General features: G+C 63.5%; 21 protein-coding genes and 3 tRNA genes. 17 read left to right on the top strand and 7 right to left on the bottom strand.

Features of this window, described 5'->3' with window-relative positions:
* Window positions 1–20 precede the first annotated feature (20 nt).
* The gene (gene rpsT, locus ACVWZT_RS05750; protein ID WP_003247625.1) at window positions 21–299 is read right to left on the bottom strand and encodes a 30S ribosomal protein S20; all 279 of its coding nucleotides are present in this window, start codon (window positions 297–299) and stop codon (window positions 21–23) included.
* A gap of 250 nt (window positions 300–549) precedes the next feature.
* On the opposite strand from rpsT, the gene murJ reads away from it, so the two are divergent.
* The 6 genes from murJ to ispH all read left to right on the top strand — a co-directional run bounded on the left by murJ (window position 550) and on the right by ispH (window position 7,885).
* Entirely contained in the window at window positions 550–2,088 is a 1,539-nt protein-coding gene (gene murJ, locus ACVWZT_RS05745; RefSeq protein ID WP_296231939.1) for a murein biosynthesis integral membrane protein MurJ, read from the top strand.
* 118 nt (window positions 2,089–2,206) lie between these two features.
* Window positions 2,207–3,157, top strand: coding sequence for a bifunctional riboflavin kinase/FAD synthetase (gene ribF, locus ACVWZT_RS05740; RefSeq protein ID WP_457468543.1), 951 nt, complete (start codon window positions 2,207–2,209; stop codon window positions 3,155–3,157).
* Window positions 3,154–5,985 carry an isoleucine--tRNA ligase gene (gene ileS, locus ACVWZT_RS05735; protein WP_457468541.1) on the top strand — a complete coding sequence of 944 codons (2,832 nt, stop codon included), beginning with the start codon at window positions 3,154–3,156 and terminating at the stop codon, window positions 5,983–5,985. Before ribF ends, ileS begins: the two co-directional genes overlap by 4 nt.
* Window positions 5,978–6,493 carry a signal peptidase II gene (gene lspA / locus ACVWZT_RS05730; RefSeq protein ID WP_296231936.1) on the top strand — a complete coding sequence of 172 codons (516 nt, stop codon included), beginning with the start codon at window positions 5,978–5,980 and terminating at the stop codon, window positions 6,491–6,493. The genes ileS and lspA overlap by 8 nt, the downstream gene beginning before the upstream one ends.
* Complete coding sequence (fkpB, locus tag ACVWZT_RS05725; protein WP_186674028.1) at window positions 6,486–6,923, top strand: FKBP-type peptidyl-prolyl cis-trans isomerase; 438 nt, start codon at window positions 6,486–6,488, stop codon at window positions 6,921–6,923. Before lspA ends, fkpB begins: the two co-directional genes overlap by 8 nt.
* Before the next feature lie 14 nt (window positions 6,924–6,937).
* Window positions 6,938–7,885: a 4-hydroxy-3-methylbut-2-enyl diphosphate reductase gene (ispH, locus tag ACVWZT_RS05720; RefSeq protein ID WP_186674026.1), complete on the top strand. Its 948-nt coding sequence runs from the start codon at window positions 6,938–6,940 to the stop codon at window positions 7,883–7,885.
* Between the two features lie 49 nt (window positions 7,886–7,934).
* Here ispH and ACVWZT_RS05715 read toward each other — a convergent pair whose 3' ends face one another.
* Complete coding sequence (locus ACVWZT_RS05715; RefSeq protein ID WP_296231934.1) at window positions 7,935–8,432, bottom strand: GspH/FimT family pseudopilin; 498 nt, start codon at window positions 8,430–8,432, stop codon at window positions 7,935–7,937.
* Between the two features lie 109 nt (window positions 8,433–8,541).
* Between ACVWZT_RS05715 and ACVWZT_RS05710 the strand changes: the two genes are divergently transcribed.
* From ACVWZT_RS05710 to thiO, 5 genes are read left to right on the top strand one after another with little or no spacing between them, the layout of a single operon-like run.
* A complete protein-coding gene (locus ACVWZT_RS05710) occupies window positions 8,542–8,724 on the top strand; it encodes a prepilin-type N-terminal cleavage/methylation domain-containing protein (protein ID WP_296231931.1) in 183 nt (60 codons plus the stop codon).
* The gene (locus ACVWZT_RS05705; RefSeq protein ID WP_457468538.1) at window positions 8,721–9,371 is read left to right on the top strand and encodes a PilW family protein; all 651 of its coding nucleotides are present in this window, start codon (window positions 8,721–8,723) and stop codon (window positions 9,369–9,371) included. Before ACVWZT_RS05710 ends, ACVWZT_RS05705 begins: the two co-directional genes overlap by 4 nt.
* Complete coding sequence (locus ACVWZT_RS05700; RefSeq protein ID WP_457468537.1) at window positions 9,368–9,832, top strand: hypothetical protein; 465 nt, start codon at window positions 9,368–9,370, stop codon at window positions 9,830–9,832. Before ACVWZT_RS05705 ends, ACVWZT_RS05700 begins: the two co-directional genes overlap by 4 nt.
* A 1-nt stretch (window position 9,833) precedes the next feature.
* On the top strand, window positions 9,834–10,223 hold the full coding sequence (locus ACVWZT_RS05695) for a type IV pilin protein (protein WP_296231927.1): 390 nt from the start codon (window positions 9,834–9,836) through the stop codon (window positions 10,221–10,223).
* A gap of 54 nt (window positions 10,224–10,277) precedes the next feature.
* On the top strand, window positions 10,278–11,375 hold the full coding sequence (gene thiO, locus ACVWZT_RS05690; RefSeq protein ID WP_457468535.1) for a glycine oxidase ThiO: 1,098 nt from the start codon (window positions 10,278–10,280) through the stop codon (window positions 11,373–11,375).
* A gap of 32 nt (window positions 11,376–11,407) precedes the next feature.
* On the opposite strand, the gene ACVWZT_RS05685 is transcribed toward thiO, so the two are convergent.
* Together ACVWZT_RS05685 and ACVWZT_RS05680 are read right to left on the bottom strand one after the other, a co-directional pair.
* A complete protein-coding gene (locus ACVWZT_RS05685) occupies window positions 11,408–11,638 on the bottom strand; it encodes a PP0621 family protein (RefSeq protein WP_296231925.1) in 231 nt (76 codons plus the stop codon).
* 94 nt (window positions 11,639–11,732) lie between these two features.
* Window positions 11,733–12,752, bottom strand: coding sequence for an outer membrane protein assembly factor BamD (locus tag ACVWZT_RS05680; RefSeq protein WP_225780296.1), 1,020 nt, complete (start codon window positions 12,750–12,752; stop codon window positions 11,733–11,735).
* Between the two features lie 147 nt (window positions 12,753–12,899).
* Here ACVWZT_RS05680 and rluD point away from each other — a divergent pair, with 147 nt between their 5' ends.
* From rluD to ACVWZT_RS05650, 6 genes are all read left to right on the top strand, one after another.
* Window positions 12,900–13,862, top strand: coding sequence for a 23S rRNA pseudouridine(1911/1915/1917) synthase RluD (gene rluD / locus ACVWZT_RS05675; RefSeq protein WP_170028155.1), 963 nt, complete (start codon window positions 12,900–12,902; stop codon window positions 13,860–13,862).
* A complete protein-coding gene (gene pgeF, locus ACVWZT_RS05670) occupies window positions 13,859–14,599 on the top strand; it encodes a peptidoglycan editing factor PgeF (protein ID WP_457468532.1) in 741 nt (246 codons plus the stop codon). Before rluD ends, pgeF begins: the two co-directional genes overlap by 4 nt.
* 189 nt (window positions 14,600–14,788) lie before the next feature.
* Complete coding sequence (gene clpB, locus ACVWZT_RS05665; RefSeq protein ID WP_296231923.1) at window positions 14,789–17,353, top strand: ATP-dependent chaperone ClpB; 2,565 nt, start codon at window positions 14,789–14,791, stop codon at window positions 17,351–17,353.
* Between the two features lie 324 nt (window positions 17,354–17,677).
* Window positions 17,678–17,753, top strand: a tRNA-Asn gene (locus ACVWZT_RS05660).
* Between the two features lie 4 nt (window positions 17,754–17,757).
* Window positions 17,758–17,834: transfer RNA gene (locus ACVWZT_RS05655), tRNA-Pro, on the top strand.
* Window positions 17,835–17,840: 6 nt separating this feature from the next.
* Window positions 17,841–17,916 (top strand) — tRNA-Lys (locus ACVWZT_RS05650).
* A 390-nt stretch (window positions 17,917–18,306) separates the two neighbouring features.
* Here the strand turns inward: ACVWZT_RS05650 and ACVWZT_RS05645 are convergent.
* The 3 genes from ACVWZT_RS05645 to ACVWZT_RS05635 all read right to left on the bottom strand — a co-directional run bounded on the left by ACVWZT_RS05645 (window position 18,307) and on the right by ACVWZT_RS05635 (window position 20,623).
* Window positions 18,307–19,602, bottom strand: coding sequence for an NAD(P)/FAD-dependent oxidoreductase (locus ACVWZT_RS05645; RefSeq protein WP_225780299.1), 1,296 nt, complete (start codon window positions 19,600–19,602; stop codon window positions 18,307–18,309).
* Window positions 19,603–19,686: 84 nt separating this feature from the next.
* Window positions 19,687–19,860: a DUF3094 family protein gene (locus ACVWZT_RS05640; protein ID WP_013970765.1), complete on the bottom strand. Its 174-nt coding sequence runs from the start codon at window positions 19,858–19,860 to the stop codon at window positions 19,687–19,689.
* A gap of 133 nt (window positions 19,861–19,993) precedes the next feature.
* Window positions 19,994–20,623: a DUF1780 domain-containing protein gene (locus tag ACVWZT_RS05635; RefSeq protein ID WP_013970766.1), complete on the bottom strand. Its 630-nt coding sequence runs from the start codon at window positions 20,621–20,623 to the stop codon at window positions 19,994–19,996.
* Window positions 20,624–20,689 lie beyond the last annotated feature (66 nt).

The following is a 20,689-nucleotide window of genomic DNA, read 5'->3' as shown; positions in this document are numbered from 1 at the left end:
TTTTTCGACTAGCGCGTCGCTTAGGCAGCTGCAGCTTCTTTCAGCGCCTTGATGTGGCCATTCAGACGGCCTTTGTGACGAGCAGCCTTGTTCTTGTGGATGATGCCCTTGTCGGCCATACGGTCGATTACAGGCACAGCCAGAACGTAAGCGGCTTGCGCTTTTTCGGCGTCTTTTGCGTCGATGGCTTTGACTACATTCTTGATGTAGGTGCGGACCATGGAACGCAGGCTGGCGTTGTGGCTGCGACGCTTCTCAGCCTGTTTTGCACGTTTCTTGGCGGAAGGTGTGTTGGCCACCGTCGAGCTCCTCGAAAGACTTTAGGTAAATAGCAAACAAAATAGGCCGCGAATCATGCCGATCAGTCGAGCGGATGTCAAGGCCACCTGCAAGGTTCCGCCGAGCGGTGCGCCAACAGGATGGAAAGATTCCTTTCTGCTGCGCGACCTGTAAACTCGGGAATTTTTGGCTCCCCTGCGAAGGCGCGGGAGTATCGCACATTCGGACGCTGTCTGGCAGCGTCCTCTGCCCTTGGCGTGAATCTTTTCGATGAACCTGCTCAAATCCCTGGCTGCGGTAAGCTCGATCACCATGATTTCGCGGGTGCTGGGCTTTGTCCGCGACACCATCCTGGCGCGCATCTTCGGCGCCGGCATCGCCACCGATGCCTTCTTCATCGCCTTCAAGCTGCCCAACCTGCTGCGGCGCATCTTCGCCGAAGGTGCGTTTTCCCAGGCGTTCGTGCCGATCCTGGCTGAATACAAGACCCAGCAAGGCGAGGAGGCCACCCGTACCTTCGTCGCCTATGTCAGCGGCCTACTGACCCTGGTCCTGGCACTGGTCACCGCCATCGGTATCCTGGCCGCACCGTGGGTGGTCTGGGCGACTGCCCCGGGCTTTGTCGACAGCGCCGAAAAGTACCAGCTGACCACCGCCCTGTTGCGGGTGACTTTTCCTTATATATTGCTGATCTCGCTGTCTTCGCTGGTTGGGGCCATCCTCAATACCTGGAACCGTTTCTCGGTGCCGGCCTTCACCCCGACCCTGTTGAACGTGGCGATGATCGCCTTCGCCGTGCTGCTCACGCCGTACTTCGACCCGCCGATCATGGCCCTGGCCTGGGGCGTGCTGGCCGGAGGCCTGGCGCAGCTGCTGTACCAGCTGCCAGCGCTGAAACGGATCGGCATGCTCGTGCTGCCGCGCCTGAACCTGCGCGACGCCGGGGTCTGGCGGGTGCTCAAGCAGATGCTGCCGGCGATTCTCGGGGTGTCGGTGAGCCAGATTTCGCTGATCATCAACACCATCTTTGCCTCGTTCCTGGTGGCTGGCTCGGTGTCCTGGATGTACTACGCCGACCGCCTCATGGAGCTGCCTTCAGGTGTGCTGGGCGTGGCTCTGGGCACCATTCTCCTGCCGACCCTTGCCAAGACCTACGCCAACAAGGACCGTGAAGAGTATTCACGGATCCTCGACTGGGGCCTGCGCCTGTGCTTCCTGCTGGTGTTGCCGTGCACCCTGGCCCTGGCCATCCTCGCCGAGCCGCTGACCGTGGCGCTGTTCCAGTACGGCAAGTTCACCGCCACCGACGCGGCCATGACCCAGCGGGCATTGATTGCCTATTCCGTGGGCTTGCTGGCGATCATTCTGATCAAGGTGCTGGCCCCCGGCTTCTATGCGCAGCAGAATATCCGCACGCCGGTGAAGATCGCGGTGTTCACCCTGGTCTGCACCCAACTGTTCAACCTGGCCCTGGTCGGCCCGCTGGCACATGCCGGGCTGGCCCTGGCGATCAGCCTGGGCGCCTGCCTGAATGCCGGCCTGCTGTTCTGGAAACTGCGCAGCCAGCAGCTGTTCCAGCCACAGCCTGGGTGGGCGATGTTCCTGCTCAAGTTGCTGCTGGCGGTGGGGCTGATGTCGGCGGTGTTGCTGGCCGGCATGCACTACCTGCCAGCCTGGGAGCAGGGCAGCATGCTGGCGCGCCTGGTTCGCCTGGGGGCGCTGGTGCTGGCTGGGGTGGTGAGCTATTTCGGCTGCCTGTACCTGTGCGGTTTCCGGCCTCGGCATTTCGCCCGCAAGGCCTTGCACTGAGGCATCGGGCGGGTCAGGCGTCGGTTTTTCGCATTCCACGCCGCCCTTGGGCGCTGCTGCCTGTCACCGGCGCCCGGGTGTGGTTATAATCGGCCACTTTATGAGCAAGAAGCGCGTTATGCAGCTGGTTCGAGGTCTTCACAACCTGCGCCCCGAGCACCGGGGCTGTGTCGCCACCATTGGCAACTTCGACGGGGTTCACCGCGGCCACCAGGCTATCCTGGGGCGTCTGCGCGAGCGCGGCCAGGCCTTGGGCCTGCCAACCTGCGTGGTGATCTTCGAGCCCCAACCACGCGAATACTTCGCCCCCGATACCGCGCCGGCGCGCCTGGCCCGCCTGCGTGACAAGGTCGAGCTGCTGGCGGCCGAAGGCATCGACCAGGTCCTGTGCCTGGCATTCAACCAGCGCCTGAGCAAGCTCGGCGCCGATGCCTTCGTCAAGACCATCCTCGTCGACGGCCTGGGGGTACGCCACCTCGAAGTCGGCGATGACTTCCGCTTTGGCTGCGACCGCGCCGGCGATTTTGCCTTCCTGGTCGATGCCGGCAAGCAGTACGGCTTCAGCGTCGAGGCCGCCAATACGGTGGTCCAGGACGGCCTGCGGGTCAGCAGCACCGAAGTGCGCAAGGCGCTGTCCGAGGGCAACTTCGAACTTGCCGAGCACCTGCTGGGCCGCCCCTACAGTATCAGCGGCTGCGTGCTGCACGGCCAGAAGCTGGCCCGCCAGCTCGGCACACCCACTGCCAACATCCAGCTCAAACGCCGCCGCGTGCCGCTGTCCGGGGTCTACCTGGCCAGCATCGAGATCGACGGCAAGGCCTGGCCGGGTGTCGGCAATATCGGCGTGCGTCCCACCGTTGCCGGTGACGGGCGCCCGCACCTGGAAATTCATCTGCTGGACTATGCCGGCGACCTGTATGGCCGGCGCCTGACGGTGAAGTTCCACCACAAGCTGCGTGAAGAGCAGCGTTTCGCCTCCCTGGAGGCGCTGAAGTCGGCGATCGATGCGGATATCGCCGCCGCACGTGCACATTGGCACGCTCAACCGCTAACGAAGAGCCTGAAATGACCGACTACAAAGCCACGCTAAACCTTCCGGACACCGCCTTCCCCATGAAGGCCGGCCTGCCTCAGCGCGAACCGCAGATCCTGCAGCGCTGGGACAGCATTGGCCTGTACCAGAAGCTGCGCGAAATTGGCAAGGATCGTCCCAAGTTCGTCCTGCACGACGGCCCGCCCTATGCCAACGGCAAGATTCACATCGGTCATGCGCTGAACAAGATCCTCAAGGACATGATCGTCCGTTCCAAGACCCTGGCCGGCTTCGATGCGCCGTACGTGCCGGGCTGGGACTGCCATGGCCTGCCGATCGAGCACAAGGTCGAGGTTACCCACGGCAAGCACCTGTCCGCCGACCGCACCCGCGAGCTGTGCCGCGAGTATGCCGCCGAGCAGATCGAAGGGCAGAAGACCGAGTTCATCCGCCTGGGCGTGCTGGGTGACTGGGACAACCCGTACAAGACCATGAACTTTGCCAACGAGGCCGGTGAAATCCGCGCCCTGGCCGAGATGGTCAAGCAAGGCTTCGTGTTCAAGGGCCTGAAGCCGGTGAACTGGTGCTTCGATTGCGGCTCGGCGCTGGCCGAAGCCGAAGTCGAGTACGCCGACAAGAAATCGCAGACCATCGATGTCGCCTTCCCGGTTGCCGACGAGGCCAAGCTGGCCGCCGCGTTCGGCCTTGATGCGCTGGTCAGGCCGGCCGCCATCGTGATCTGGACCACCACGCCGTGGACCATCCCGGCCAACCAGGCGCTGAACATCCACCCCGAGTTCAAGTACGCCCTGGTCGATACCGGCGCGCGCCTGCTGGTGCTGGCCGAAGAACTGGTCGAGTCGTGCCTGAAACGCTACAACCTGGAAGGCTCGGTCATCGCCACCGCCCCGGGTTCGGCACTGGAGCTGATCAACTTCCGTCACCCGTTCTACGATCGCCTGTCGCCGGTGTACCTGGCCGACTACGTCGAACTGGGCGCCGGTACCGGCGTGGTGCACTCCTCGCCAGCCTACGGTGAAGACGACTTCGTCACCTGCAAGCGCTACGGCATGGTCAACGACGACATCCTCACCCCGGTGCAGAGCAACGGCGTGTATGTGGATTCGCTGCCATTCTTCGGCGGCCAGTTTATCTGGAAGGCCAACCCGGCCATCGTCGACAAGCTGAGCGAAGTCGGTGCGCTGATGCACACCGAAACCATCAGCCACAGCTACATGCACTGCTGGCGCCACAAGACCCCGCTGATCTACCGCGCCACCGCGCAGTGGTTCGTGGGCATGGACAAGCAACCGTCCACCGGCGAGCCGCTGCGTGAGCGTGCCCTGAAAGCCATCGAGGACACCAGGTTCGTGCCTGCCTGGGGCCAGGCGCGCCTGCACGCGATGATCGCCAACCGCCCGGACTGGTGCATCTCGCGTCAGCGCAACTGGGGCGTGCCGATCCCGTTCTTCCTGCACAAGCAGACCGGTGAGCTGCACCCGCGCACCGTCGAGCTGATGGAAGAAGTGGCCAAGCGCGTCGAGCAGCAGGGCATCGAGGCCTGGTTCAAGCTGGACGCTGCCGAACTGCTGGGCGCCGAGGCCGAGCAGTACGACAAGATCGCCGACACCCTCGACGTCTGGTTCGACTCCGGTACCACTCACTGGCATGTACTGCGTGGTTCGCACGACATCGGTCACGCCACCGGCCCGCGTGCCGACCTGTACCTGGAAGGCTCCGACCAGCACCGCGGCTGGTTCCACTCTTCGCTGCTGACCGGCTGCGCCATCGACGGCCATGCGCCGTATCGCGAGCTGCTGACCCACGGCTTCACCGTGGACGAGAACGGCCGCAAGATGTCCAAGTCGCTGGGTAACACCATCGAGCCGGAAAAGGTCAACAACACCCTGGGTGCCGACATTCTGCGTCTGTGGGTCGCCGCCACCGACTACTCCGGCGAGATGGCTGTTTCCGAGCAGATCCTGCAGCGTAGCGCCGACGCCTACCGCCGTATCCGCAATACCGCGCGCTTCCTGCTGTCCAACCTGTCCGGCTTCGACCCGGCCCGGGACCTGCTGGCCCCGCAAGACATGCTGGCGCTGGACCGCTGGGCGGTGGACCGCACCCTGCTGCTGCAACGCGAACTGGAAGAGCACTACAGCGAGTACCGTTTCTGGAACGTCTACTCCAAGGTGCACAACTTCTGTGTGCAGGAACTGGGTGGCTTCTACCTCGATATCATCAAGGACCGCCAGTACACTACCGGTGCCAATAGTGTCGCCCGCCGTTCCTGCCAGACCGCGCTATACCACATCAGCGAAGCGCTGGTGCGCTGGATCGCCCCGATCCTGGCGTTCACCGCCGACGAAATCTGGCAATACCTGCCGGGCGAGCGCAACGAGTCGGTGATGCTCAATGGCTGGTACGAGGGCCTGAGCGAATTGCCGGAAGGCACCGAGCTGGACCGCGCCTACTGGGACCGCGTGATGGCGGTGAAGGCTTCGGTCAACAAGGAGCTGGAGAACCAGCGTACCGCCAAGGTCATCGGCGGCAACCTGCAGGCCGAAGTTACCCTGTATGCCGATGAAGGCCTGAGCGCCGACCTGGGCAAGCTGGGCGATGAACTGCGCTTCGTGCTGATCACCTCGGCCGCCAGCGTGGTGCCATTCGCCCAGGCGCCGGCCGAAGCCGTGGCCACCGAAGTCGAAGGCCTCAAGCTGAAGGTGGTCAAGTCCGGCCACGCCAAGTGCGGCCGTTGCTGGCACTTCCGCGCCGACGTTGGCAGCCATCCGGAGCATCCGGAAATCTGCGGCCGTTGCGTCGACAACCTGAGCGGCTCGGGTGAGGTGCGCCACTATGCCTAACCCTGCAGCGGGGCGCTTCGGGCGCCTTGCATGGCTTTGGCTGAGCCTGTTGGTCGTGGTCCTCGACCAGGCCACCAAGCTGTATTTCAACAACGCCCTGACCATGTACCAGCAGATCGTCGTGATTCCCGACTACTTCAGCTGGACCCTGGCCTACAACACCGGCGCGGCCTTCAGCTTCCTGGCGGAAAGCTCCGGCTGGCAGCGCTGGTTGTTCGCCCTGATCGCCGTGGTGGTCAGCGCCGTGCTGGTGGTGTGGCTCAAGCGCCTGGGGCGCAACGAGACCTGGCTGGCCGTGGCGCTGGCGCTGGTGCTGGGTGGGGCGATCGGCAACCTGTACGACCGCGTCGTGCTCGGCCATGTGGTCGACTTCATCCTGGTGCACTGGCAGAACCGCCATTACTTCCCGGCCTTCAACCTGGCCGACAGCGCCATTACCGTTGGTGCGGTGATGCTGGCGCTGGATATGTTCAAGAGCAAGAAGTCCGAGGATCCGGTCCATGACTGACACCCGTATCGGCCAGAACACCGAAGTCACCCTGCACTTCGCGCTGCACCTGGAAAACGGCGATACCGTCGACAGTACCTTCGACAAGGCCCCGGCCACTTTCAAGGTGGGCGATGGCAACCTGCTGCCAGGGTTCGAGAATGCCCTGTTCGGCTTCAAGGCAGGTGACAAGCGCAACGTGGTAGTGGCCCCGGAGAACGCCTTCGGCCAGCCCAACCCGCAGAACGTGCAAGTCATGCCGCGGTCCCAGTTCGAGGGCATGGAGCTGTCCGAAGGGTTGCTGATCATCTTCAACGACGCCGCCAACACCGAGCTGCCGGGTGTGGTCAAGGCATTCGATGACGACCAGGTGACCATCGACTTCAATCACCCACTGGCTGGCAAGACCCTGACCTTCGAGGTGGAGATCCTCGAGGTCAAGGCCCTGTAAGCCTGGAGCCGAACATGCAAATCAAACTCGCCAACCCTCGCGGCTTCTGCGCGGGGGTCGACCGGGCGATCGAGATCGTCAACCGCGCGCTGGAAGTCTTCGGCCCGCCGATCTATGTGCGTCACGAAGTGGTGCACAACAAGTTCGTGGTGGAAGACCTGCGCAACCGTGGTGCCATCTTCGTCGAGGAGCTGGACCAGGTGCCGGACGACGTCATCGTCATCTTCAGTGCCCACGGGGTTTCCCAGGCCGTGCGCCAGGAAGCCGCAGGCCGTGGCCTGAAAGTGTTCGACGCGACTTGCCCGCTGGTGACCAAGGTGCACATCGAAGTGGCCAAATACAGCCGCGATGGCCGTGAGTGCATCCTTATCGGCCACGAAGGGCACCCGGAAGTCGAGGGCACCATGGGCCAGTACGACGCCAGCAACGGTGGCGCAATCTATCTCGTCGAGGACGAGGAGGATGTCGCCAACCTGCAGGTGAAAGACCCGGACCACCTGGCCTTCGTCACCCAGACCACGCTGTCGATGGACGACACCAGCCGCGTCATCGACGCCCTGCGCGCACGCTTCCCGAACATCGGCGGCCCGCGCAAGGACGACATCTGCTACGCCACCCAGAACCGCCAGGATGCGGTGAAGCAACTGGCGGACGAGTGCGACGTGGTACTGGTGGTTGGCAGCCCGAACAGTTCCAACTCCAACCGCCTGCGCGAGCTGGCCGAGCGCATGGGCACTCCGGCCTACCTGATCGACGGCGCCGAAGACCTGCAACGTGGCTGGTTCGAGCAGAAGGCGCGAATCGGCATTACTGCCGGCGCTTCGGCCCCCGAAGTGCTGGTGCGTGGCGTGATCGAGCAGCTCAAGGCCTGGGGCGCTACCGGCGCTGAAGAGCTGGATGGGCGTGAAGAGAACATCACCTTCTCCATGCCCAAAGAGCTGCGGGTTCGTTCGCTGATTTGACGTGACCCAGTCCCGGGCTCATTGCTGGCTTGCCGGCGATGAGCCCGGTTCAGGGCCGGGCGGCCGGGCACTGGGTGTGTGGGGCGGCCTCTGTATCCAGCCTGACTCTGCCGGTCGATGCCAGCACCACCTTATAGCGGCTCTCGCCTGACGCCCGTTCGCAAACACGCAGCGTGGCCGCCAGCAACTGGTTGCCCGGGCCCAGCGGAACACCCAGCGCGCTGAATTTCACCTGCCCGCCACTATTGCCTGCAATCTCCAGCGGCCGTGAAAGACGCTGTTCACGCAACACTTGCTGGTTATGTTCCAGCAGCACCCGCCATCCGTTCCCCCACTTACCGTCCAGCGGCTGCACCAGCACTGGCTGGCTTTGCAACATGGCATGGCTGCGCGCACTGCGCAGGGCCTGCGCCAGGTCGCGGGCGGCAGCCGCCCTGTGCAAGTCGTCGCTCAACCGGGCATAGGCCGGCATGCCTAGCTGGGTCAGCAATACCGCCACTGCCAACGCTGACAACATTTGAATCAGTGTTACGCCTCGTTGCTTCACCGTGCATTCCTCCATGGAAGTGCTTGGCTATAGCTTCTCGGTCGTTGGACAGGAGCACCAGTCGCCCGAGTTCAAGGCAATTGCGGGAAAAGTCTCAGGAGGTGCAGGGATGCAGGTAGTTCAACGAGGCATGACACTGCTGGAAGTGCTCCTGGCGGTGGTGGTAGTGGCGGTCGGCCTGTTTGCTGCGGCAGGCCTGCAACTGCAGGCATTGCAGGCCGTGGAAGGCGCGCGCCGCGATGGCCAGGCGGCCATGGCCGCGCATAGCGAACATGAACGGGGGCGACAGTGAAGCGTCGCCAGGACGGGTTCGGCCTGCTGGAGATGACGTTGGCGCTGGCCCTCGGCCTGATGCTGATGGCAGCGGTCGGCCAGCTGTTCGTCTCTGCCCACCAGAGCTGGCGCCTGCAAAGTACCGCGGTGCGCATGCACAGTGAGGCCCGTCTGGCGCTGCTGCGCATGGCTCAGGACATACGCATGGCAGGGATGTTCGGTTGCCTGCGCTTGCAGCCCGGCGATATCAGGAGTCCGGCAGCACGACAGGCTTTTGCTCGTCCCCTGGAAATCGAGGGGGCCACACTTCGCCTGGTGGTGGCAGAGATGCGCGGCCACCCCGGGGCGCCGGAATGGTTCGTGCAGACTGATTGCGCCAAGGAAGTGGTGGTGGAAAAAGAACGCGACGAGGGCAAGTTCTACCCGCTGGCCTACCCCATCAGCAGATACGTCTACCAGCTGCAGGGCAACACCCTGAAGTTCAAGCGGGCAGCAGGCAGCCTGCAGCCGCTCGTGGAGAATGTGCAGGACATGCGTATCGAACGTGTACAAACGTCGGGCGGGGAGCGGGTCGATATCGCTCTGACGTTGCACGAGCCGTCCTCGGGCATCCGCCAGCAGCACGCGTTGAGCGTGGCAATTCGCAACCCGGTAGCGTCGCCATGAGCCGCCAGCGTGGCGTGGTTATGCTGTTGGCCCTGGTGCTCAGTCTGTTGCTCGGCCTGCTTGCGGCATCAGCGCTGCGTGAAGCGTTGGTGGAGACACGGCTGACCGGCTACCAGCGCGATGGCCTGCTGGCGCTGGAGCAGGCTGAGGCAACCTTGCTGGCAGGGGAGGGGGAGCTGCGGCGGGCTCCCCCGGAGCTTTGTTCTGCGTGCCTACCGCCTGGCCGACCGCACGACCTGGTCGGGCCCTGGCAGCGCGCCCGGGACGGTTTTTTCCAGGTACAGAACCTGGGTACCAGCGGCCGTGCCGTGCATGTGCCAGAAGGGCAGCAGGTCACCCTGTTCAGGGTCACTGCGGTCAGCCTGCAAGCCGAGCCGCGATATGTGCTGGAAGCGGTCTATGCCGTGGTTGACGGCACAACCCGCCGTGTTACCTGGCGGCAAAGATTGCGAGGAGACTGACATGCAGCAAGGCTTTAGCCTGATTGAATTGTTGATTGTGCTGGCGGTCATCGGCATTCTGGCAGCCATTGCCTACCCCAGTTACCACGACCAGCTCCGGCGCGCTGCACGCAGCGAGGCGGTCGGCCTGCTGCAAGATGCCGCCCTGCGCCTGGAGCGCCACCGCGTGCTCACCGGCCAGTACGCCGAAGGCGAGCCAGGCTTGCCAGTTGGTAACCGCTACTACGACCTGCAGGCCCAGCGCGACAAGGACATTTTCACCTTGCGCGCCCGGCGGCTGCCGGGCGGACTGATGGCGCAGGACCGCTGTGGTGACTTCCAGCTCGACCAGGCTGGCGTAAGGAGCAATCCGGGCGCCGTTGGCGACAGTGCACACTGCTGGGGAAGCTGAAGGTTGAATGATGCCGGGTGCATCGCGGAATTACTTCAGATGTTGGATCGACAGATGAGCAAGCAAGTAGTGGTGGTCGGCGGCGGGGTGATCGGCCTGCTGACGGCATTCAACCTGGCCGCGAAAGTCGGGCAGGTGGTGGTGTGTGACCAGGGCGAGGTCGGCCGCGAGTCGTCCTGGGCCGGCGGCGGCATCGTTTCGCCGCTGTACCCGTGGCGCTACAGCCCGGCAGTGACGGCGCTGGCGCACTGGTCGCAGGACTTTTATCCACAGCTGGGCGAGCGCCTGTTCGCCAGCACTGGCGTCGACCCGGAAGTACACACCACGGGGCTGTACTGGCTCGACCTGGACGACGAAGCCGAAGCGCTGGCCTGGGCCGTGCGCGAACAGCGGCCGCTGAGTGCGGTGGACATTTCCGCGGCCTATGACGCGGTACCGGGCCTGGGCCCGGGCTTCCGCCGGGCCATCTACATGGCCGGCGTGGCCAACGTGCGCAATCCACGCCTGGTGAAATCCCTCAAGGCGGCCTTGCTGGCGCTGCCCAACGTGACCTTGCGTGAACATTGCAAGATAACCGGCTTCGTCGAGCGCGACGGCCGGGTGACCGGTGTGCGGACGGGCGACGGCGTGCTGGCGGCGGATGAGGTGGTGCTCAGCGCCGGTGCCTGGAGTGGCGAGCTGCTGCGTACGCTTGGCCTGGCGCTGCCGGTGGAGCCGGTGAAAGGGCAGATGATTCTGTTCAAGTGTGCCGAAGATTTCCTGCCAAGCATGGTACTGGCCAAAGGTCGGTATGCGATCCCGCGGCGCGACGGCCACATTCTGGTGGGCAGTACGCTGGAGCATGCCGGGTTTGACAAGACGCCCACGGTTGATGCGTTGGAGAGCCTGAAGGCATCGGCAGTGGAGTTGCTGCCAGGGCTTGAAGGGGCTGAGGTGGTGGCGCATTGGGCCGGGCTGCGGCCGGGCTCGCCGCAAGGCATTCCCTACATCGGGCCGGTGCCGGGGCACCAAGGGTTGTGGCTGAACTGCGGGCACTACCGTAACGGGTTGGTGCTGGCGCCTGCCTCATGCCAGCTGTTTACCGATTTGCTGACCGGGGCCGAGCCGGTCATCGACCCGGCGCCGTATGCACCGGCTGGGCGGTTGGGCTGAAATCATCGGGGCTGCACGGCAGCCCCGGGGGCCTAGCGGGATTGCCCCGGCCCTTGCTGCAGGTGCGCCTGGCTGCAATACCACTCGTTGCCCTGCTGCAGCGCCCGGTCATTGGGCAGGTGCACGCCACAATGGGCACAGCGCACCATCTTCAGCGGCGCATCCAGCCTGGCGTCGGGGCGCGACTGTTGGCTGACTTTGAATTTGCGCCACAGCCAGAACGCGGCGGCGATCAGGGCGATCCAGAAAAGTAAGCGAACCATGGTGTCCAGCTTGTCGGTTGAAGAAGCCGACAGTCTAGGGCGCGGCCAATAAAAAAGGGAGACCCAGGGCCTCCCTTTCACCTACCGCAGCAGGTCAGTCGAACAGACCAAAGGTCATGTAGCTGAACCAGGAGCGGTCCTGCTCGGCTTCCTTCGGCCCTTCCGGCACGATCGGGTCACCGTTCTCGTCTTTCGGCAGCAGTTCTTGCGGCATCTCGTCACGCGCGTCCTGGAACTGTTTGACCACATCCTGGTTGGCGCGGGTTTCGCCCGGCGGCAGCGGGGTGTCGGTTTCGATCAGGCCCAGGGTGGCCTTGGACAGCCAGCCACGGCCGTCAGACTCGGTCTGTTTGGGCTGGAACTGGCCATCGACCAGGCTCGGGTGGTCCGGGTAGTTGAGCTTGAGGGTTTCCAGGCTGGTGGCCGCCAGTTCGTCCAGGTGCATCTTCTGGTATGACTCGACCATTACCGCCAGGCCATCACCGACCGACGGGGTTTCCTGGAAGTTTTCCACCACGTAGCGGCCACGGTTGGCCGCGGCCACATAGGCCTGGCGGCTCAGGTAGTAGTCGGCCACATGGATTTCGTATGCGGCCAGCAGGTTGCGCAGGTAGATCATGCGCTGCTTGGCATCAGGCGCGTAGCGGCTGTTGGGGAAACGGCTGGTCAGCTGGGCGAACTCATTGTACGAGTCGCGGGCGGCACCCGGGTCACGCTTGGTCATGTCCAGCGGCAGGAAGCGCGCCAGCAGGCCGCGGTCCTGGTCGAACGAGGTCAGGCCCTTGAGGTAGTAGGCGTAGTCGACGTTCGGGTGCTGCGGGTGCAGCCGGATGAAGCGCTCGGCGGCCGACTTGGCAGCTTCGGGCTCCGAGTTCTTGTAGTTGGCGTAGATCAGCTCGAGCTGCGCCTGGTCGGCATAGCGGCCGAACGGATAACGCGACTCCAGGGCCTTGAGCTTGTTCACGGCGCTGGTGTAGCTGGAGTTGTCCAGGTCAGCCTGCGCCTGCTGGTACAGCTCGGCTTCGCTGAGGTTCTCGTCAATGACTTCCTTATTGGAGGAACAGGCCGCGGTGAGCCCGAGGATGGCGATCAGCAGCAGGTGTTTCACTTGCATGGCGGCTTGCGTCCCTTTGACGGCCGCTGTCTTGGGCGGTGCCGTCCTGTTATGATGAGCGCCCCGGCCAACCCCGGGACAAAAGAAGCCGTATTTAACCACAAGCTCGCAGCCGAAACCAAAGGCTGTGCGCCCGCCGAATCGAGCATGTCCGAGATCATTCAACTTAGCGCAGAGGTGCCGTCCGAACTGGGCGGTCAACGCCTCGACCAGGTCGCCGCCCAATTGTTCGCCGAGTACTCGCGTTCGCGGCTAACTTCGTGGATCAAAGAGGGCCGCCTGACGGTCGATGGCGCGGTAGTGCGCCCTCGAGACCTCGTCCATGGTGGCTCGCAGCTTATCCTGGAGGCCGAGCAAGAGGCCCAGGGTGAGTGGGTCGCAGAAGATATCGAACTGGATATCGTCTACGAGGACGACCACATCATGGTGATCAACAAGCCTGCCGGGCTGGTTGTGCACCCGGCCGCCGGGCATGCCAGTGGCACCCTGCTCAATGCGTTGCTGCACCATGTGCCGGACATCGTCAACGTACCGCGCGCCGGTATCGTGCACCGCCTGGACAAGGACACCACCGGTCTGATGGTGGTGGCCAAGACCTTGCAAGCGCAGACCAGGCTGGTCGAGCAGATGCAGGCGCGCAAGGTCAGCCGCATCTACGAGTGCATCGTGATTGGCGTGGTGACCGCAGGCGGCAAGATCGATGCCCCGATCGGTCGCCATGGCGGCATGCGCCAGCGCATGGCGGTCACCGACGGCGGCAAGCCGGCGGTCAGCCACTACCGTGTGCTCAAGCGCTTCCGCTCGCACACCCACGTGCGGGTCAAGCTGGAGACCGGTCGTACCCACCAGATCCGCGTGCACATGGCGCATGTAGGGTTCCCGCTGGTCGGCGACCAGACCTACGGTGGCCGCTTCCGGATTCCACCAGCTGCCAGCCCGACCATGGTCGAGGCGGTGAAAACCTTCCCGCGTCAGGCGCTGCATGCGCGCTTCCTCGCGTTGGCCCACCCGATTACCGGTGAAGTCATGAAGTGGGAATCGCCACTGCCGGATGACTTCGTCTGGTTGCTGTCGCTGCTGAACCAGGACCGCGAGAGCTTTATCGGATGAGTGGCCTGACGCAGACGCTGCTGTATCCCGACTGGCCGGCCCCGGCCTCGGTGCGCGCCTGCGTCACCACACGCCAGGGCGGCGTCAGCGTGCCGCCCTACGAAACCTTCAACCTTGGCGACCACGTTGGGGACGACCCGGCGGCGGTGGCCGAGAACCGTCGCCGTCTGAGCGATGAGCTCGCCATCCAGCCGGCCTGGCTCAAGCAGGTGCACGGCCTGGTGGTGGCCGATGCCGACCCGGGCGTGGTCGCCGAGGCCGACGCCAGCTGGACCGACCAGCCAGGCATTGCTTGCGCGGTGATGACTGCCGATTGCCTGCCGGCGCTGTTCTGCGACCGTGCCGGTACCCGCGTGGCCGCGGCGCATGCCGGCTGGCGCGGGCTGGCTGGGGGTGTACTGGAAGCCACGCTCGGCCGCCTGGCTTTGCCGCCTGAAGAGGTGCTGGTATGGCTGGGCCCGGCGATCGGGCCGCAGGCTTTCGAAGTTGGCCTGGAAGTGCGCGATGCCTTTACGGCGGTGCACCCCGAAGCGGCGCGGGCCTTTGTCGATGGCGAGCGGCCAGGCAAGCTGGTGGCCGACATCTATCAACTGGCACGCATTCGCCTGGCGGCGTGTGGGGTGACTGCCGTTTATGGCGGTGGCTGGTGCACGGTCAGCGACGAGCGGTTCTTCTCCTATCGGCGCACCCCGCACGGTGGGCGCTTTGCGTCCCTTGTGTGGCTGGCGCCGCGCTAGCCTGTAGCACCTCTTCGCGGGCACGCCTGCGAACTGCCCCATCGCTAATCCAACAGGTTGACTTCGGTCAACCCCGCTACGCTTGAATCTTCCACAATCAGCCTTATCTATAAGGTCATCTCAGGCAGGTTTCTTCATCAACAGGCGCTGTCCATCGCTCCGACCTGCCCTTTAAAAGGAAGGTATCCCATGCGAATAGACCGTTTGACCAGCAAGCTGCAGCTTGCCATATCCGATGCCCAGTCCCTGGCCGTTGGCATGGACCACCCAGCCATCGAGCCCGTGCACCTGCTGCAGGCGCTGCTCGAGCAGCAGGGTGGTTCGATCAAGCCGCTGCTGATGCAGGTAGGCTTCGATATCAACAGCCTGCGCCAGGCGCTGGTGAAGGAACTCGACCATCTGCCGAAAATCCAGAACCCGACCGGCGACGTGAACATGTCGCAGGACCTGGCGCGCCTGCTCAACCAGGCCGACCGTCTGGCCCAGCAGAAAGGTGACCAGTTCATCTCCAGCGAACTGGTGTTGCTGGCCGCCATGGACGAGAACAGCAAGCTCGGCAAGTTGCTGCTCGGCCAGGGCGTCAGCAAGAAGGCCCTGGAAAACGCCATCAACAACCTGCGCGGCGGTGCGGCAGTCAACGACGCCAACGCCGAGGAATCGCGCCAGGCGCTGGACAAGTACACCGTCGACCTGACCAAGCGGGCCGAGGAAGGCAAGCTGGACCCGGTGATCGGCCGTGACGACGAAATCCGCCGTACCGTACAGGTATTGCAACGCCGGACCAAGAACAACCCGGTGCTGATCGGCGAACCTGGGGTCGGCAAGACCGCCATCGCCGAAGGCCTGGCGCAGCGCATCATCAACGGTGAAGTGCCGGACGGCCTCAAGGGCAAGCGCTTGCTGGCGCTGGACATGGGCGCGCTGATCGCTGGCGCCAAGTACCGCGGCGAGTTCGAAGAGCGGCTCAAAGGCCTGCTCAATGAACTGTCCAAGCAGGAAGGCCAGATCATCCTGTTCATCGACGAACTGCACACCATGGTCGGCGCTGGCAAGGGCGAGGGCGCCATGGACGCCGGCAACATGCTCAAGCCGGCCCTGGCCCGAGGCGAGCTGCACTGTGTCGGCGCGACCACACTCAACGAGTACCGCCAGTTCATCGAGAAGGACGCGGCGCTGGAGCGGCGTTTCCAGAAGGTACTGGTCGAGGAGCCGAGCGAGGAAGATACCATCGCCATCCTGCGTGGCCTGAAGGAGCGCTATGAAGTGCACCACAAGGTCGCTATCACCGACGGCGCCATCATCGCCGCGGCCAAGCTCAGCCACCGCTACATCACCGACCGCCAGTTGCCGGACAAGGCCATCGACCTGATCGACGAAGCGGCCAGCCGCATCCGCATGGAGATCGACTCCAAGCCGGAAGTGCTCGACCGGCTCGACCGTCGCCTGATCCAGCTCAAGGTGGAATCGCAGGCGCTGAAGAAGGAAGAAGACGAAGCTGCGAAGAAACGCCTGGAGAAACTGACCGAGGAAATTACCCGGCTGGAGCGTGAATACGCCGACCTGGAGGAAATCTGGGCGTCGGAGAAAGCCGAAGTGCAGGGTTCGGCGCAGATCCAGCAAAAGATCGAGCAGGCTCGTCAGGAACTGGAAGCCGCCCGTCGCAAAGGCGACCTCAGCCGCATGGCCGAGCTGCAGTACGGAGTGATCCCCGACCTGGAGCGCAGCCTGCAGATGGTCGACCAGCACGGCAAGTCCGACAACCAGTTGCTGCGCAACAAGGTGACCGAGGAAGAAATTGCCGAAGTGGTGTCCAAATGGACCGGTATCCCAGTGGCCAAGATGCTCGAAGGTGAGCGTGAGAAGCTGCTGAAGATGGAAGAGCTGCTGCACCAGCGGGTGATCGGCCAGGGCGAGGCGGTTACTGCCGTGTCCAACGCCGTGCGCCGCTCGCGTGCCGGGTTGTCCGATCCGAACCGGCCCAGTGGCTCGTTCCTGTTCCTCGGCCCGACCGGTGTGGGCAAGACCGAGCTGTGCAAGGCGCTGGCCGAGTTCCTGTTCGACACCGAAGAGGCCATGGTGCGCATCGACATGTCCGAGTTCATGGAGAAGCACTCCGTGGCGCGCCTGATTGGTGCCCCGCCAGGCTATGTGGGCTATGAAGAGGGCGGTTACCTGACCGAGGCGGTACGGCGCAAGCCTTATTCGGTGGTGCTGCTGGACGAGGTGGAAAAGGCTCACCCGGATGTGTTCAACGTGCTGTTGCAGGTGCTTGAGGACGGCCGCCTGACCGACAGCCACGGGCGCACCGTGGACTTCCGCAACACGGTGATCGTGATGACGTCCAACCTGGGCTCGGCGCAGATCCAGGAACTGGTGGGAGACCGCGAGGCACAGCGGGCAGCGGTGATGGATGCGGTGGGTGCGCACTTCCGCCCGGAATTCATCAACCGTATCGACGAAGTGGTGGTGTTCGAGCCATTGGGCCGTGAACAGATTGCCGGTATTACCGAAATTCAGCTGGGCCGCCTGCGCAGCCGTCTGCAGGAGCGCGAACTGTCGCTGAGCCTGAGCCCGGAAGCCCTGGACAAGCTGATTGCCGTGGGTTACGACCCGGTGTATGGCGCACGGCCGCTGAAGCGGGCCATCCAGCGCTGGATCGAGAACCCGCTGGCGCAGCTGATCCTGGCAGGCAAGTTCATGCCCGGTACGGCGATTACCGCCAAGGTGGAAGGCGAGGAGATTGTCTTCGCCTGACCCCTAAGCCCCGCTTCGGCGGGGCTTTTTTCATCCCGCTGCAGGTGAGGTGATAAGTTTCTGAAAATTTTGAAATTTTTGCTTGCATCCGAAATCGAGTGCCCCTAATATACGCCGCGTTGTCAGGCACTAAGCGAATCACCAGCACCATCGGGGATCGCAAAACAACTTACAAATCAGTAAGTTGAACGAAAAAAAGTGGTTGACAAGCAAAACGAAGAATGTAGAATAGCCGGCCTCAGCAGCGACAACGCGAAAGCGGATAGCCAAAGAGACCGAAGCTAACACGGCTTCGAAGTAGTAAAGGTTGTACCGAAGTTCAGTTCCGCGATAGCTCAGTCGGTAGAGCAAATGACTGTTAATCATTGGGTCCCTGGTTCGAGTCCAGGTCGCGGAGCCAATCTCGGGGTGTAGCGCAGTCCGGTAGCGCGCCTGCTTTGGGAGCAGGATGTCAGGAGTTCGAATCCCCTCACCCCGACCATTTTCCGGGTCGTTAGCTCAGTTGGTAGAGCAGTTGGCTTTTAACCAATTGGTCGTAGGTTCGAATCCTACACGACCCACCATGTAAAAAGGGCATCTCGAATGAGATGCCCTTTTTCTTTTGCCTCGAATTAATCCCCAAAGAATGTGCCATCAACGCGGCCTGGCCAGGCCGACCGTCAGGCATTTTTCTGTGGGCGCAACTGTCTTGCTCAAAAGTTCAAAGCTGGCGTTATTCCGGTGGGAGCTGCCTTACCCCGCGAACACGGGCAAAGCCCGTGCCCAGCACCGGCCTCGCCAAGCCGACCGCCAGGTATTTTCCTGTGGGCGCAACTGTCTTGCTCAAATGTTCAAAGCTGGCGTTATTCCTGTGGGAGCGGGCTTGCCCCGCGAACACGGGCAAAGCCCGTGCCCAGCACCGCGACGCCTTCTTCGCGGGCAAGCCTGGTCTTGCAGGTGGAGCCAGATGCCTGTCAGTGCAGCTTCAGGCGCGGCTCGGTACCCCGGCCAATCTTGCTGCCCAGCATCATCAGCGCAGTGCGGAAGAAACCGTACAGCGCCATCTGGTGCATCCGGTACAACGACACATAGAACATGCGCGCCAGCCAGCCTTCCAGTTTCACACTGCCCATCAGGTTACCCATCAGGTTGCCCACCGCCGAGAAGCGCGACAGCGACACCAGCGAACCGTAGTCCTTGTACGCGTAGGTCGGCAGCGCCTTGTTCTCCAGCCGTGCCTTCAGGCTCTGCGCCAGCATCGAGGCCTGCTGGTGCGCGGCCTGCGCCCGTGGCGGCACGTTGCGATCGCTGCCAGGTTGCGGGCAGGCGGCGCAGTCGCCGAAGGCAAAGATGTTGTCGTCCCGCGTGGTCTGCAGGGTGGGGCGCACCACCAACTGGTTGATGCGGTTGGTCTCCAGGCCATCGATGTCCTTGAGGAAACCCGGCGCACGGATACCCGCCGCCCATACCTTCAGGCTGGCCTGGATCACTTCGCCATCCTTGGTTTTCAGGCCATCCTCGGTCACTTCACTGACGGCCGCGTTGGTCATTACCTTCACCCCAAGTTTTTCCAGGGTCTTGTGCACCGGCACGCTGATGCGCTCGGGCAGTGCCGGCAGCACGCGCGGGCCGGCTTCGATCAGGGTGATGTGCATATCCTTGGGCTGGATACGGTCCAGGCCATAGGCCGCCAGTTCGTGCGCTGCGTGGTGCAGCTCGGCCGCCAGTTCCACACCGGTGGCACCCGCGCCGACGATGGCCACGCTGATTTTTTCGCTGGCCACGTCACCGGCATGGGCGCGCAGGTAGTGGTTGAGCAGTTGCTGATGGAAACGCTCAGCCTGCTTGCGGGTATCGAGGAACAGGCAGTGCTGCGCCGCGCCCAGGGTGCCGAAGTCGTTGGTATTGGAACCCACGGCAATCACCAGGGTGTCGTAGCCCAGGGTACGCGCAGGCAGCAGCTCGCGGCCCTCCTCGTCGAGGGTGGCGGCCAGCTGGATCTGTTTGCCCTCGCGGTCCAGGCCGCTCATGCGCCCCAGCTGGAAGTTGAAGTGGTTCCACTTGGCCTGGGCCACGTAGTTCAGTTCGTCTTCAGAGGAGTTCAGCGAGCCTGCGGCCACTTCGTGCAGCAGTGGTTTCCAGATATGCGTGAGGTTGGCGTCGACCAGGGTGATCTCGGCCTGCTTGCGCTTGCCCAGGCTTTTACCCAGGCGGGTCGCCAGTTCCAGGCCGCCGGCGCCGCCGCCGACAATCACAATGCGATGAGTCATGGGAATATCTCATAAGGTTTACGGAATTCTTGGCCCAGGGGGCCGGCCGCAAACTGCGCGAGGGGCGGGCGAGCGCGAAGCAGCTCATAGCACCAGCCCACTCAGCAGGCGGCTGATGAGACCCAACCCGATGGTCACGGCCACCACCAGCACAAGGAGCAGCCACGGCCGGAAGGGCCTGCGCTCGACTTGGTGCTGGGGGGCTCGCAGATACTCATCGACACGACGCTGATCTTCCGGATTCAAGCGGCTGGTCATGGTGTGGCCTCGTCAGGTAGACGTTTGTGACTGCGCAAACGCTACAGCGTTCACGCAGGCGCTTGGAACAAATGATAATGCCTTCTATCTCCGGCGCCGAGTGTACGCCATCGCAAACACTCGCTGCACTGGATCAAAGACTGATGCCCACGTCGAACACGATGCTGCGGCCCAAGTTGCCGCGCAGGAAGTCCGGCGCATCCGGGTGGGCGAACAGCACCCGGGCGAAGGTCGGCCCGACCAGCGATAGCGAGCGCCAGCCCTGGCGCAGGTATTCGGTGGGTGGCGGGAAGTGGGTGTTGAGGTCGAGCACCTCGCGCTTGAGGCTGGCGAAGGCGATGATATCCAGCTCGTTCAGCTCCAGCCCGCGTTCGCGGTAGTTGTGTGCCTTCTTGCGCAAGGTCGGCGCCAGGCGCCCCAGCAGTTCGGTGGCACTGATGCGCCGCGGGCGCGCTTCGCGGCGCACCAGTTGCGCCAGGGAAAACGCACTGCGCCGACGTTGCAGCTCTTCGCGCCATTCATCGTTCAACCGGCGGCCCTCGTCGAGTACGAAAAACACCTCGAAGGCGGCGTCGCGGAACAGCACGTCTGGCGGCTCCTGCCCGGCCGGGGTGAAATCCTCGCTGCGGTAGGGAATGTTCAGCCCCTGCAACAGGCGTTGGCACACCCAACGCTCCCGCTCCCACTTGCGGGCATTGGAGAGAAAGGCATTGGCTTGTTCGGCCTGGATGGTAAGCAGGCGCAGGTAATCTGAGTCATCCATGGGGCAAGCTTAGACCCTAATCGATGACGGTAAGATGCTGTTTGTGCGGAAAAATCAGTGCAGCAC

The organism is Pseudomonas sp. TE21394 (assembly GCF_054057835.1).
This window is presented reverse-complemented; position numbering and strand designations above follow the sequence as displayed.

Excerpts from the sequence above, each read along its gene's own strand:
- murJ (WP_296231939.1), top strand. The coding sequence starts at position 550 with ATGAACCTGCTCAAATCCCTGGCTGCGGTAAGCTCGATCACCATGATT.
- ribF (WP_457468543.1), top strand. The coding sequence starts at position 2,207 with ATGCAGCTGGTTCGAGGTCTTCACAACCTGCGCCCCGAGCACCGGGGC.
- ileS (WP_457468541.1), top strand. The coding sequence starts at position 3,154 with ATGACCGACTACAAAGCCACGCTAAACCTTCCGGACACCGCCTTCCCC.
- lspA (WP_296231936.1), top strand. The coding sequence starts at position 5,978 with ATGCCTAACCCTGCAGCGGGGCGCTTCGGGCGCCTTGCATGGCTTTGG.
- fkpB (WP_186674028.1), top strand. The coding sequence starts at position 6,486 with ATGACTGACACCCGTATCGGCCAGAACACCGAAGTCACCCTGCACTTC.
- ispH (WP_186674026.1), top strand. The coding sequence starts at position 6,938 with ATGCAAATCAAACTCGCCAACCCTCGCGGCTTCTGCGCGGGGGTCGAC.
- ACVWZT_RS05710 (WP_296231931.1), top strand. The coding sequence starts at position 8,542 with ATGCAGGTAGTTCAACGAGGCATGACACTGCTGGAAGTGCTCCTGGCG.
- ACVWZT_RS05700 (WP_457468537.1), top strand. The coding sequence starts at position 9,368 with ATGAGCCGCCAGCGTGGCGTGGTTATGCTGTTGGCCCTGGTGCTCAGT.
- ACVWZT_RS05695 (WP_296231927.1), top strand. The coding sequence starts at position 9,834 with ATGCAGCAAGGCTTTAGCCTGATTGAATTGTTGATTGTGCTGGCGGTC.
- thiO (WP_457468535.1), top strand. The coding sequence starts at position 10,278 with ATGAGCAAGCAAGTAGTGGTGGTCGGCGGCGGGGTGATCGGCCTGCTG.
- ACVWZT_RS05685 (WP_296231925.1), bottom strand. The coding sequence starts at position 11,638 with ATGGTTCGCTTACTTTTCTGGATCGCCCTGATCGCCGCCGCGTTCTGG.
- ACVWZT_RS05680 (WP_225780296.1), bottom strand. The coding sequence starts at position 12,752 with ATGCAAGTGAAACACCTGCTGCTGATCGCCATCCTCGGGCTCACCGCG.
- rluD (WP_170028155.1), top strand. The coding sequence starts at position 12,900 with ATGTCCGAGATCATTCAACTTAGCGCAGAGGTGCCGTCCGAACTGGGC.
- pgeF (WP_457468532.1), top strand. The coding sequence starts at position 13,859 with ATGAGTGGCCTGACGCAGACGCTGCTGTATCCCGACTGGCCGGCCCCG.
- clpB (WP_296231923.1), top strand. The coding sequence starts at position 14,789 with ATGCGAATAGACCGTTTGACCAGCAAGCTGCAGCTTGCCATATCCGAT.
- ACVWZT_RS05645 (WP_225780299.1), bottom strand. The coding sequence starts at position 19,602 with ATGACTCATCGCATTGTGATTGTCGGCGGCGGCGCCGGCGGCCTGGAA.
- ACVWZT_RS05640 (WP_013970765.1), bottom strand. The coding sequence starts at position 19,860 with ATGACCAGCCGCTTGAATCCGGAAGATCAGCGTCGTGTCGATGAGTAT.
- ACVWZT_RS05635 (WP_013970766.1), bottom strand. The coding sequence starts at position 20,623 with ATGGATGACTCAGATTACCTGCGCCTGCTTACCATCCAGGCCGAACAA.